Raw genomic sequence first — 11,676 nt, forward strand, 5'->3', positions numbered from 1 at the left:
GGCCGGGGGCGCGGGCGGCGAGGACGTAGGGGCCCTGCGCCGGGACGGCGACGGTGTAGCTGCCGTCGGCCGCGGAGACCGTGGCGTCCGCGCGGCGGCCGTGCCGGTCGATGAGGGTGACCCGGGCGTGGGCGACGGGTGCGCCGGACGCGTCCAGCACCCGGCCCCGGAAGCCGCTCAGCGCCTCCCGCGCCCGCGCCAAGTTCGCCTCCTCCTCGCTGCTCGCCCGCAGCTGCGGGTGAGCCGACGGGCGTCGGCCGGGCAGGAACAGGGCCAGCACCAGGCCGACGGCCACCGCCGCCGTGGCGATCCCGAACGACACCCGGAACCCGTGCAGCGTCGGCACCGCGACCCCGCCCACCACGTCCGAGGTGTTCGCCAGCACCATGCCGATCACGGCGCTGGACACCGACGTGCCGATGGAGCGCATCAGGGTGTTGAGACCGTTCGCCGCGCCGGTCTCGGACACCGGGACCGCGCCGACGATCAGCGCGGGCAGCGACGAGTACGCGAGACCGATGCCCGCGCCGAGGACCACCGACGTGACGACGGTCTGCCAGGCGGCGCTCATCAGCCCGAGCCCACCGCCGTACCCGGCGGCGATCACCAGCAGGCCGATGATCAGGGTGGTCTTGGGGCCGTACCGGGAGGACAGCCGCGCGTACACCGGCGCCGTGAACATCATCGTCAGGCCCAGCGGCGCCACGCACAGACCGGCGACCACCATCGACTGCCCGAGCCCGTGCCCGGTCTCCGCGGGCAGCTGGAGCAGCTGGGGGAGGACGAGGGACACGACGAAGAAGGAGACGCCGACCATGATCGAGGCGAGGTTGGTGAGCAGCACCTCACGGCGGGCCGTGGTGCGCAGGTCCACCAGCGGGGCGCTCACCCGCAGCTCCATCAGCCCCCACAGCAGCAGCACCACCGCCGCCGCACCGAACAGGCCCAGCGTGGTGCCGGACGTCCAGCCCCAGTCGCTGCCCTTGGAGACGGGCAGCAGGAACAGCACCAGACCGGCGGTCAGCCCCAGCGCGCCCGGCAGGTCGAAGGAGCCCTCGGCCCGCAGCGGCGACTCGGGCACGAAGACCAGGGTGAGGGCGATGGCGACGACGCCGAGCCCGGCCGCGCCGAGATAGAGGGTGTGCCAGTCGGTGTGCTGGGCGACCAGCGCGGCGGCGGGCAGCGCGAGACCGCCGCCGACGCCGATCGAGGAGCTCATCAGCGCCATCGCGGAGCCCAGCCGCTCGCGCGGCAGCATGTCCCGCATCAGGCCGATGCCCAGCGGTATCGCGCCCATCGCGAAGCCCTGGAGCGTACGGCCGGCGATCATCACCAGCAGGTCGCTGGTGAACGCGCTGACCAGCGCGCCCACCACCATCACCGCGAGGCTCGCGACCAGCATCCGCCGCTTGCCGAAGAGATCGCCGAGCCGGCCCATGATCGGGGTGGCCACGGCGCCCGACAGCAGGGTCGAGGTCAGGACCCAGGTGGCGTCCGAGGGGGCGGTGTCCAGCAGGCGCGGCAGGTCCTTGATCACCGGGACCAGCAGGGTCTGCATCACCGCGACGACGATGCCCGCGAAGGCGAGGACGGGGACCACCGCCGCGCCCGCTCTTCCGGAGGGACGGACGGGCGACGTCTGTGTCATGAAGGGTGCCTCCAGGCAGCCGAACGGCAAGGTACGTGGAAGCTGAACCCCGTGCGCCGAGGCAACTATTCCGTTGCTTTGGCCCTCTAACGATTTCTTGACCGTTCCTTGAGCGTCCGCAGACCGGCCGCCGGGCAGAAAGCAGCCCGGCCTTCCTCGGTCCCGGGGCGGAGCGGGAGGTCGGACGAAATGCCGATGCGGCCCGCGCGCGGCGGTTGAGAGCATGACCCTCATGCTCGAAGCCCCCGACACCACCCGCGCCCCCGCCCGCACCGCACCGCCCGTGTGGCTGGTGGTGGCGCTCGCCTGCGCAGGCCAGTTCCTCGTCGTCCTCGACATCTCCGTGGTCAACGTGGCGCTGCCGTCCGTACGCGGCGGCCTCGGCCTGGACGAGCAGGGCCTGCAATGGGTGGTCAACGCGTACTCCATCGCGTTCGCCGGCTTCATGCTGCTCGGCGGCCGGGCCGGCGACCTCTACGGACGCAAGCGCATGTTCCTCGTCGGGCTCGGCCTGTTCACCCTGGCCTCGCTGGCCGGCGGGCTCGCCCAGGAGGGCTGGCAGCTGCTGGTGGCGCGGGCCGTGCAGGGGCTCGGGGCGGCCGTCCTCGCCCCCTCCACGCTCACCCTCGTCACCGCGGCGGTGCCGGAGGGCGCGGCCCGCGCCCGCGCCATCGCCACCTGGACCGCCGTCGGCGCGGGCGGCGGCGCGGCGGGCGGCTTCGTCGGCGGGGTGCTCGTCGAGGCGCTGTCCTGGCGCTGGGTGCTGCTGATCAACGTGCCCGTCGGCGCGGTCGTCCTGGCCGCCGCCGCCCGGTGGATCACCGAGAGCCGCGCCGGGGACGGCCGCCGCCTCGACCTGCCCGGCGCGGTCCTCGTCACGGCCGGCCTCGCCACCCTGGCGTACGGAGTCTCCCAGACCGAGGCGGCCGGCTGGACGGCGGCGTCCACCGTCGTGCCGCTGTGCGCCGGACTCGCCCTCGTCGCCCTGTTCCTGCTCGCCGAGGCCCGCGCCAAGGCCCCGCTGATGCCGCTCGGGCTGCTGAGACTGCGGTCGGTGGCCTCCGCCAACGTCGCCATGTTCCTCAGCGGCTCCGCGATGTTCTGCATGTGGTTCTTCATGACCCTCTACGCGCAGAACGTCCTCGGCTACACCCCGCTCGACGCCGGACTCGCCCTGGTGCCCAGCTCCCTCGCCGTGATCGTCGGCTCCAAGGTGGCCCCGCGCCTGATGCGGGCCACGGGACCGCGCGCCGTGGCCGTGCTCGGCACGCTCGTCGCGCTGGCCGGCTTCGCCTGGCAGTCCACGATGACGGCGGACGGCGACTACCTCACCGCCATCATGATCCCGGGCGTCCTGATGATGCTCGGCGCGGGCCTCGCCGGCACCCCGCTGGCCTCCCTCGCCACGTCCGGCGCGGCCCCCGAGGAGGCCGGCCTGGTCTCCGGCCTGGTCAACACCTCCCGCACGATGGGCGGCTCGCTCGGCCTCGCCGTGATGGCGACGATCGCGGCGGCCCGCACCGACGGCCGCGGCACACCGGAGGCCCTCACCGAGGGCTACGCCCTGGTCTTCGCCACGGGAACCGCCGTCCTGGCGGTGGGCGCGGCCTTGATGTGGGCGTGGCTGCCGCGCACGGGAGCGGGGGAGAAGGGCTGAACCTCCGGTCCGGCTCGGGGGCTCCCCCGCGTCGCCGGGCTATACAGGGTCCGAACACACCCGTGATCAGGAGCCCCATGCCCGTCGACATCAGCCGTGCGCTCGCCGCCGCGCCCCGCACCACCGAGATCTCCTGGACCCCCGAGGACGTCCAGCTCTACCACCTCGGCATCGGCGCGGGCGTCCCCGCCACCGACCCCCGCGAACTGCGCTACACCCTCGAGTCCCGGCTGCACGTCCTGCCGAGCTTCGCCACCGTCGCCGGCGGCGGGCCGCCCGGAGTGATCGCGGCCCTGTCCATGCCCGGCGTCGACGTGGACCTCGCCCGCGTGCTGCACGGCGGCCAGTCGCTGCGCGTGCACCGTCCCCTGCCCGTACGGGCCACCGCCACCCGCACCGACCGCATCACGGCCGTCCACGACAAGGGCAAGGCGGCGGTGCTGGTCCTGCGGAGCGACGCCGCCGACGCGGACGGCCCGCTGTGGACGGCCGAGGCACAGGTGTACGTACGCGGCGAGGGCGGCTGGGGCGGCGACCGGGGGCCGTCGGCGGGCGCGCCGGAGGAGCAGGGCGCCCCCGACCGCACCGTCGAGCGCCCCGTACGGGAGGACCAGGCGCTGCTCTACCGCCTCACCGGCGACCTCAACCCCCTGCACGCCGACCCCGGGTTCGCGCGCCGCGCCGGTTTCGACCGCCCCGTGCTGCACGGGCTGTGCACCTACGGCATGACCCTCAAGGCGGTCGTCGACACCCTCCTCGACGGCGACGTCACCCGCGTCCGCTCCTGCACCGCCCGGTTCGCCGGGGTGACGTACCCGGGGGAGACGCTGCGGATCCGCATGTGGCGTGGGGACGGCACGGTACGGGTGGCCGTGGGCGCGGTGGACCGCGGGGACGCGCCCGTACTGACGGGTGCGACGGTGGAGTTCACCCAGGGGTGAGGACGCGGGGACGGCGACGGCCCCGGCCGTCGGACGACGATCGGGGCCGTGCTGTTCGTACCACCCGCGGAGGGCGAGGACCGCTGACCTGGGTCAGGCGGCCGACTCCCCGCGGTCGTTCTCCTGGGTCGGCTTGCGGTGCCGGCCACGCGGGGACGTCTCGGTCTCCTGCGTGGAGACCGGCCCCCGGTGCCTGCCCTGACCCGCGGCGGCCTGCTCGTGCTCGACGGGCCGCGGCTCGTGCGTGATGACGTCGCTCATCGGAAGGAATTCACCCCGTAAACATGATCTTTCCTACAGCCGGGCGAGTCTAACCGGCCCACCGCACCCCGGATCCAGGCGACCACGCCAACCGCCACTAGTTCGTTACAAGCCGTCCGAGGGGCGCCTGCTGAAGCGGCACCGGACGCGGCACGTCGGCCAGGGAGTTGAGGTGATGAACCGTCATCTCCGTTTTACCCGTGGGTAGTTGACCGGTAAACTGGTCGGGGTGCGGGAGCGGTGGTTCCGCGCCGTCCGCGCCCGCGGCGCCCGCAGCGCTCTCAGCGTCCTCGGGGTTCGCTCCAGCGCCCCGAGATCCGTCCCCCGCCCGCCCTTCCTCGTCCGGCATCGTCAGCGTCGCCACCCCGCACGGCACCGCGCCGGTGGAGAACGGGAGCCGCAGCACCCCGTCCACCGTCCACAGCCCCGTGCCGGACAGCCAGCCCGCCGGGGCCGGGACATGGTGGACGCGCCGCTCGGCGGGACGCCACAGCCCGATCCAGCCGGCGCCGTCCGACCCCTCCACGTGGAGCGCCACCGCGCAGCCCTCCGGGGTCAGCATCTGCCCCGGCTGGACCGCGAACGGCGTGACCGTACGGTCCGGCAGCCGCAGGCACTCGGGGAACCGCACCGGCAGGGTGCTGCCCAGCACGCCCCAGCCCAGCCGGGCCTGGCCGGGGGAGGGCGCGTCCGAGCGGATCAGCAGCAGGCCGCTGTCCGGGTCGGCGAGCAGCACCCGGTCGTCGCTGCCGGGGGCGATCTGCAGCAACGGGGAGACCTCGCCGCCGCGTCCGAGGTCGACCACGACCGACTTGACGCGTCCGCCCGCCTCCCGGTCCAGGGCGAGCATCCGGCCCTCGCGGTCCAGCCACGCCCCGCCCGAGCAGCCGCCCGGGATCTCCGCGACCCGCTCGGGCCCGGACGCGCCGCCCGCCACCAGCCACACCGTCGCGCCGCGCCGGCCGGCGGCCAGGGCGTACGCACGGCGGCCGTCCGGGGCGGGGGGCAGCAGTCGCAGCCGGGTCCCCTCGTCCGGGCACTCGACCGCGCCGAGCGGCAGCTCGCCGGTACCGGGGCCGGTCGGGTACAGCAGGGAGAAGGCGTGCCGCCCGTCCACCAGCCGGTGGATGAGGACCCGGCCGTCGCCGAGGGGCTGGACCTCGGTGCCGGGCTCCTCGGGCTGGTTGCCGGGCAGCGGCACCGCGTACGGCTCGGGGCCGTCCAGGGTCCAGCGCTCCGGGAACAGGGAGTCGCCGGCGAGGGCCAGGCGGGCGGCGTAACAGCCGTCCGCGGTGATGGTGCAGCCCGCCCTTCCCGCTCCGTTCTCGTGTGCCGCCGCAGGTTCGATGGCGCAGACCGTCATCGTTCGGTCACCTCCGGTGACGAACGGTAGTTTTCGCGGACGGAGGCGGCGGAGCGGAGGGGCGCGCTTCACACGTAAGGGTGCTCCAGGAACGATTCTGCCGAGGAAGGGCGGGGAGTGTGCTCCACCCGGTGCGGGCGGGGCGCCTGCCGGTCGGGGTGCGCGGCCCGGTTCAGGACCGTGCCAGGACCGGGCCGGGGCCGGATCCGGTACTGCCGTGCGAAAGGGGCAGGTAGCCTTGGCGGCGTGCCCCGTCTGTCAGAAGTCATCGCCGCGCTGGACAACCTGTGGCCCGCCGAGCGGGCCGAGTCCTGGGACGCGGTCGGCACCGTCGCGGGCGATCCGGACCAGGAGGTCGAGCGCGTCCTGTTCGCCGTCGACCCGGTCCAGGAGATCGTCGACGAGGCGGTGAAGCTGGGCGCCGGCCTGCTGGTGACCCACCACCCGCTCTACCTGCGCGGCACGACCACCGTCGCGGCGTCCACCTTCAAGGGCCGCCTGGTGCACACGCTCATCAAGAACGACATCGCGCTGCACGTCGCCCACACCAACGCCGACACCGCCGACCCGGGAGTCTCCGACGCCCTCGCCGGCGCGCTCGGCCTCCGCGTCGTCCGACCGCTGGTGCCCGACCCGTCCGACCCCGAGGGGCGGCGCGGACTGGGCCGCGTGTGCGAGCTCGACACCCCGCTCACCGTGCGGGAGTTCGCCGACCGTGCCGCCGAGCGGCTGCCCGCCACCGCGCAGGGCGTCCGGGTCGCCGGCGACCCGGACGCGCCGGTGCGGACGGTGGCCGTCAGCGGCGGCTCCGGCGACAGCCTCTTCGACCACGTCCGGGCCGCCGGCGTGGACGCCTTCCTCACCGCGGACCTGCGCCACCACCCGGCCTCCGAGTTCATGGCGGACCGCGCCCACCGTCCTCTCGCGCTGCTCGACGCGGCGCACTGGGCCACCGAGTGGCCCTGGTGCGAGCTGGCCGCCGCCCAGCTCGACGAGATCTCCGACCGGCACGGCTGGGACCTGCGGGTCCACGTCTCGCGCACGGTCACCGACCCCTGGACCGCCCGTGCGGCGTCGTCCAGCGCCACCCCTGACACATCTGGAGCCCCCAACTGAACGCCGAGCCCGCCGACCAGATCCGACTTCTCGACGTCCAGGACCTCGACGTCCGCCTCCAGCAGCTCGCGCACAGGCGGAAGTCGCTGGCGGAGCACGCCGAGATCGAGTCGCTGAACCGGGACCTCACCCAGCTGCGCGACCTGCTCGTCGCCGCGCAGACCGAGGAGAGCGACTGCGCGCGCGAGCAGACCAAGGCCGAGCAGGACGTCGACCAGGTGCGCCAGCGCGCCGCCCGCGACCAGAAGCGTCTCGACTCCGGCGCCGTCTCCTCGCCGAAGGACCTGGAGAATCTCCAGCGTGAGATCGCCTCCCTCGCCAAGCGCCAGGGCGACCTGGAGGACGTCGTCCTCGAGGTCATGGAGCGCCGCGAGTCCGCCCAGGAGCGGGTCGCCGAACTGACCGAGCGGGTCGGCTCCGTGCAGGGCCGCATCGACGACGCGACCGCCCGCCGGGACGCGGCGCTGGAGCAGATCGACGGCGAGACCGCCTCGGTGACGAAGGAGCGCGAGGTCGTCGCCGCCTCCGTGCCGGCCGCGCTGCTCAGCCTGTACGACAAGCTGCGCGAGCAGCAGGGCGGCATCGGCGCGGCCAAGCTGTACGCCCGCACCTGCCAGGGATGCCGTCAGGAGCTCGCCATCACCGAGCTGAACGAGATCCGCGCCGCCGCCCCGGACACCGTGGTGCGCTGCGAGAACTGCCGCCGCATCCTGGTCCGCACGGCGGAGTCGGGACTGTAGGGAATCACCGGCAGGGGATCGAGTCCGATGCGGGAGTTCGTCGTCGAGGCGGACGGCGGGTCACGGGGCAACCCGGGGCCCGCCGGGTACGGGGCCGTGGTGAGCGACGCGGCGACGGGGGAGACCCTGGCGGAGGCGGCCGAGTTCATCGGCGTCGCCACCAACAACGTCGCCGAGTACCGGGGCCTGCTGGCCGGCCTCCGCGCCGCCCGCGAGCTGGACCCGGAGGCGCGGGTCCACGTCCGGATGGACTCCAAGCTGGTCGTCGAGCAGATGTCGGGCCGCTGGAAGATCAAGCACCCGGCGATGAAGCCGCTCGCGGCGGAGGCCGCGACGGTCTTCCCGCCGGGGCAGGTCACGTACGAGTGGATCCCCCGCGAACGCAACACCCACGCGGACCGTCTGGCCAACGAGGCGATGGACGCGGGCAGTCGGGGAGAGCCCTGGTCCCCCACGACGAGCCGCGCCGCCCTGGACACCCCGCGGGCCACTCCGGCCGCCCCGCTTCCGGAGGGCCCGCCCGGCGACGCGACGGCGGGCGCGGCACGGGTCCGCGCGGCGATGGCGCCGAGGCCGGGCGCTGCCGCGCCCGGCGGCACGGGCCCGGCGGGCACAGCCCGGGGCCGCGGCGCCGAGGACGCCTCCGGAGGGGATGCCTCCGGTGAGGGCCCGCTCGCGGAACGGGGCGCGGCGGACACGCACGGCGGGCGCGCCGCCGGGCCGAGCGGTGACGGAACGAGCGGTGACGGAACGAGCGGTGACGGAACGAGCGGTGACGGAACGAGCGGTGCGGCACCGACGGGCCGGGCTTCGGGCCGCCGGCCGGCGGAGCACGCCGCTGCGGAGGACGACCGAGCCGCAGGCGCATCGGGCGAGGGCCCCGCAGTCGGCACCGGAGACGGCGCGGGCGCGGGAGCCTCGGCGGTGAGCCGCCCGGCGACGGACACCCCCGCTCGTGACGCCGGCACCGATGCCGACGGGCCCGGCGGAGCCCTGGCCGCCGACGCCGACCGGCGGGCCGCCCAGGCCGTGGCGACCCCGTCCTCCGGGTGGGCGCCCGCCGACATGGGGGCGCCGGCCACCTTCGTGCTGCTGCGGCACGGCGAGACGCCGCTCACCCCGCAGAAGCGGTTCTCCGGCAGCGGGGGGAGCGACCCCTCCCTCTCCGGCATCGGGCGCGAACAGGCCGAGAGGACCGCCGCCGCGCTCGCGAGGCGCGGCACCGTGCAGGCGGTCGTCGCCTCGCCTCTCGCCCGTACCCGTGAGACGGCCGGGATCGTCGCCGCACGGCTCGGGCTCGACGTGACCGTCGAGGACGGGCTGCGCGAGACCGACTTCGGCGCCTGGGAGGGCCTCACCTTCGGGGAGGTGCGCGAGCGGTACCCGGAGGACCTGGACGCCTGGCTGGCGTCGCCGGACGCCGAACCCACCGGCGGCGGCGAGAGTTTCGCGGCCACCGCCGCCCGGGTCGCCCAGGCCCGCGACAAACTCCTCGCGGAGTACCGGGGCCGCACGGTCCTGCTGGTCACGCACGTGACCCCGGTCAAGACGCTGATCCGCCTCGCCCTGGGCGCCCCGCCCGAGGCGCTGTTCCGCATGGAGCTGTCCGCCGCCTCGCTGTCCGCCGTGGCGTACTACGCCGACGGCAACGCCAGCGTCCGGCTGTTCAACGACACGTCCCATCTGCGCCCGTCGTACTGACCCGCCAGGCCCCGCCCGCCGGTCGCCGCCCGCTGGTCACCGCAGCGCCGCGGCCTCCCGCGCCAGCCGCTCCACGCGCTCCCAGTCCCGCGCGGCCACCGCGTCCTCCGGAAGCATCCAACTGCCGCCGACGCACCCCACGTTGGGCAGCGCCAGGTACTCCGGGGCGGTGTCGGGGCCGATCCCCCCGGTGGGGCAGAAGCGTGCCTGCGGCAGCGGACCCGCCAGGGACTTCAGATACGCCGTGCCGCCGGCCGCCCGCGCCGGGAAGAACTTCATCTCCCGCACCCCGCGCTCCAGCAGCGCCATCACCTCCGACGCCGTGGACACCCCCGGCAGGAACGGCGCCCCCGACGCCCGCATCGCCGCCAGCAGCGCGTCCGTGCAGCCCGGGCTGACCAGGAACCGCGCCCCGGCCGTCACCGCGTCCGTCACCTGCTCCGGTGTGAGCACCGTCCCGGCGCCGACCACGGCCCCCGGCACCTCGGCGGCGATCGCCCGGATCGCGTCCCGCGCGGCCGGGGTCCGCAGCGTCACCTCGATCGCGGGCAGCCCGCCCGCCACCAGCGCCCGCGCGAGCGGCACGGCGTCGGCGACGTCCTCGACGACGACCACGGGCACCACGGGAGCCAGCCCGAGCACCGAGAAGGAGGCGTCGGGCACGCCGGACGACGGCAGGGGAACGTTCATGACGCTCATCCTGCCGTTGCCGCGCACCCTGCGCAAAGCTCGTTGCACATAATGCAACGGGCGGCGGGGGAGGTCAGTGCACCTCGTCCACCAGCACGTCCAGCGCCCACGCCGTCCCCGCGCGGGCCGGCGCGGCGGCCTCCACCACGTACCCGAGGTCCCGCAGCGCCTCCACCAGCTCCGCCGGGCCCTTCGGCGCGGCGCCGTCCGTCAGCAGGCTCCGGACGATCCGGCCCTTGGTCGCCTTGTTGAAGTGGCTGACCACCTTCCGGGTCGGCGCGTGCAGCACGCGGACCGTCGCCGTCCGCCCGGCCACCTCGCCCTTCGGCTTCCACGCCGCCGCGTACGCCGCCGAGCGCAGGTCGAGCACCAGCCCCGACCCCGCGGCCTCCGGCAGCGCCTCCGCCATCGGCGCCCGCCAGAACGCGCCCAGCGCGCCGAGGCCGGGCAGCCTGACGCCCATCGAGCAGCGGTAGGAGGGGATACGGTCGGTCACCCGGACCGCGCCCCACAGCCCGGAGAACACCAGCAGCGACCTGGCCGCCCGCCGCTTCGCCGCCGCGTCGAGAGACGCGAGGCCGAGGGCGTCGTACAGCACACCGGTGTAGATCTCCCCGGCCGGACGGGCCCCGGCGGTGCGCAGTGCGCGGTTCTTCGCGACCTCGCCCCGCAGGCCCTCGCTCAGCCCGAGCACCTCGCGCGCTTTCTCCTCGTCGCCGGAGCAGAGGTCGGTCAGCTCGGTGAGGACCTCCTCCCGCGCGGCGGTCAGTCCCGGCAGCGACAGGGACTCGGTCCGCAGCGGGGCGCCGCGGCCGGAAGCGGCCTTGCCTTCGGACGGCGGCAGCAGGACAAGCACACGTACTCCTTCGGTCGGACCCGCCAGTCAGGGTACGACCTGCCGCCGGCCGTCCGGCCTGACGGCGTGGGCGCCCGTCACGCGCCCGCCGCCGCTCCCGTCACGCGGCGGCGGTCAGCGCCCGTACGAGGCCGTCGGCGTCGTCGGCGTGGAAGCGGACCACGCGGACGTCACGGGTCCGGCCGAGGAGCGACCGGTGCGGGACCGGCTCGGTGAGCTCCACCGTCACGGTCGTCTGCGAGCCGACGGCGAGGTCGAGCTCGCCGTCCGCCGGCTCGTGGGTCATCCGCAGCTCGCGCCGTACGGACGCGATCCGCTCGCGCGGTATCCGCAGATCGACGTGGGCCGCCCGGCGGACCCGCAGCCCGTCGGGCCCGACGACGTGCGGGCGTACGACGGACGCGGCGTACAGGGCGACGACGAGGACGACCGTGTAGACGTCCAGGAAGAGCACCACCGCGTGCGCGGCCGGCCAGTCGCTCAGCAGTGCGGACATCGCGACCGTCTCCACCACGCACACGAACGCGAGCCCGAACATCATGGCCGCCTCCCCGCGCGCGTACCCGAAGGCCGTGCCCTCGCGCGTACCGTGCGTACGCCGCGCCACCCACAGCATCAGGCTCGCCATCAGCCGCGCCTCGTGCCGCACCAGCGTCCACCCCACCCGCGCCGCCGCCATCACGTATCCCCTCCCACTCCGTCC

11 protein-coding genes are annotated in these 11,676 nt (G+C 75.1%); 5 read left to right on the forward strand and 6 right to left on the reverse strand.

Translation table 11 applies throughout. The features are described from left to right. On the reverse strand, positions 1–1,648 hold a 1,648-nt coding region (locus CCN29_RS25630; protein ID WP_086684764.1), incomplete at its 3' end, for an MFS transporter. A gap of 223 nt (positions 1,649–1,871) precedes the next feature. On the opposite strand from CCN29_RS25630, the gene CCN29_RS25635 reads away from it, so the two are divergent. After that, entirely contained in the window at positions 1,872–3,305 is a 1,434-nt protein-coding gene (locus CCN29_RS25635; RefSeq protein ID WP_086684749.1) for an MFS transporter, read from the forward strand. A 77-nt stretch (positions 3,306–3,382) separates the two neighbouring features. Beyond that, a complete protein-coding gene (locus CCN29_RS25640; protein ID WP_086684752.1) occupies positions 3,383–4,246 on the forward strand; it encodes a MaoC/PaaZ C-terminal domain-containing protein in 864 nt (287 codons plus the stop codon). Positions 4,247–4,339: 93 nt separating this feature from the next. Here the strand turns inward: CCN29_RS25640 and CCN29_RS36240 are convergent, their stop codons facing one another. Both CCN29_RS36240 and CCN29_RS25645 read right to left on the reverse strand, forming a co-directional pair. Further along, a complete protein-coding gene (locus CCN29_RS36240; protein WP_203350294.1) occupies positions 4,340–4,507 on the reverse strand; it encodes a hypothetical protein in 168 nt (55 codons plus the stop codon). Positions 4,508–4,604: 97 nt separating this feature from the next. Next, the gene (locus CCN29_RS25645) at positions 4,605–5,870 is read right to left on the reverse strand and encodes a hypothetical protein (RefSeq protein ID WP_086684755.1); all 1,266 of its coding nucleotides are present in this window, start codon (positions 5,868–5,870) and stop codon (positions 4,605–4,607) included. 246 nt (positions 5,871–6,116) lie between these two features. On the opposite strand from CCN29_RS25645, the gene CCN29_RS25650 reads away from it, so the two are divergent. Genes CCN29_RS25650 through CCN29_RS25660 form a run of 3 tightly spaced genes read left to right on the forward strand, consistent with a single transcriptional unit; the run spans position 6,117 to position 9,427 of the window. Next, a complete protein-coding gene (locus CCN29_RS25650; RefSeq protein WP_086684758.1) occupies positions 6,117–6,986 on the forward strand; it encodes a Nif3-like dinuclear metal center hexameric protein in 870 nt (289 codons plus the stop codon). Beyond that, positions 6,983–7,726, forward strand: coding sequence for a zinc ribbon domain-containing protein (locus tag CCN29_RS25655; protein WP_078592178.1), 744 nt, complete (start codon positions 6,983–6,985; stop codon positions 7,724–7,726). The genes CCN29_RS25650 and CCN29_RS25655 overlap by 4 nt, the downstream gene beginning before the upstream one ends. A 27-nt stretch (positions 7,727–7,753) precedes the next feature. Then, a complete protein-coding gene (locus CCN29_RS25660) occupies positions 7,754–9,427 on the forward strand; it encodes a bifunctional RNase H/acid phosphatase (protein ID WP_086684761.1) in 1,674 nt (557 codons plus the stop codon). 36 nt (positions 9,428–9,463) lie between these two features. Here the strand turns inward: CCN29_RS25660 and eda are convergent, their stop codons facing one another. The 3 genes from eda to CCN29_RS25675 form a co-directional block, all read right to left on the reverse strand. Next, positions 9,464–10,117: a bifunctional 4-hydroxy-2-oxoglutarate aldolase/2-dehydro-3-deoxy-phosphogluconate aldolase gene (gene eda / locus CCN29_RS25665; RefSeq protein WP_086684767.1), complete on the reverse strand. Its 654-nt coding sequence runs from the start codon at positions 10,115–10,117 to the stop codon at positions 9,464–9,466. 73 nt (positions 10,118–10,190) lie between these two features. Further along, positions 10,191–10,973 carry a peroxide stress protein YaaA gene (gene yaaA, locus CCN29_RS25670; protein WP_006130589.1) on the reverse strand — a complete coding sequence of 261 codons (783 nt, stop codon included), beginning with the start codon at positions 10,971–10,973 and terminating at the stop codon, positions 10,191–10,193. Between the two features lie 100 nt (positions 10,974–11,073). Continuing rightward, positions 11,074–11,652, reverse strand: a complete 579-nt coding sequence (locus tag CCN29_RS25675) for a hypothetical protein (protein WP_006130588.1) — start codon at positions 11,650–11,652, stop codon at positions 11,074–11,076. Positions 11,653–11,676 lie beyond the last annotated feature (24 nt).

Origin of the sequence: Streptomyces pseudogriseolus, from assembly GCA_002154585.1 — a bacterium.
Lineage (GTDB): Bacteria > Actinomycetota > Actinomycetes > Streptomycetales > Streptomycetaceae > Streptomyces > Streptomyces pseudogriseolus.

What these genes read in the sequence shown, in the direction of transcription:
- CCN29_RS25635 (WP_086684749.1), top strand. Translation starts at nt 1,872, where the DNA reads ATGACCCTCATGCTCGAAGCCCCCGACACCACCCGCGCCCCCGCCCGC.
- CCN29_RS25640 (WP_086684752.1), top strand. Translation starts at nt 3,383, where the DNA reads ATGCCCGTCGACATCAGCCGTGCGCTCGCCGCCGCGCCCCGCACCACC.
- CCN29_RS36240 (WP_203350294.1), bottom strand. Translation starts at nt 4,507, where the DNA reads ATGAGCGACGTCATCACGCACGAGCCGCGGCCCGTCGAGCACGAGCAG.
- CCN29_RS25645 (WP_086684755.1), bottom strand. Translation starts at nt 5,870, where the DNA reads ATGACGGTCTGCGCCATCGAACCTGCGGCGGCACACGAGAACGGAGCG.
- CCN29_RS25660 (WP_086684761.1), top strand. Translation starts at nt 7,754, where the DNA reads ATGCGGGAGTTCGTCGTCGAGGCGGACGGCGGGTCACGGGGCAACCCG.
- eda (WP_086684767.1), bottom strand. Translation starts at nt 10,117, where the DNA reads ATGAACGTTCCCCTGCCGTCGTCCGGCGTGCCCGACGCCTCCTTCTCG.
- CCN29_RS25675 (WP_006130588.1), bottom strand. Translation starts at nt 11,652, where the DNA reads ATGGCGGCGGCGCGGGTGGGGTGGACGCTGGTGCGGCACGAGGCGCGG.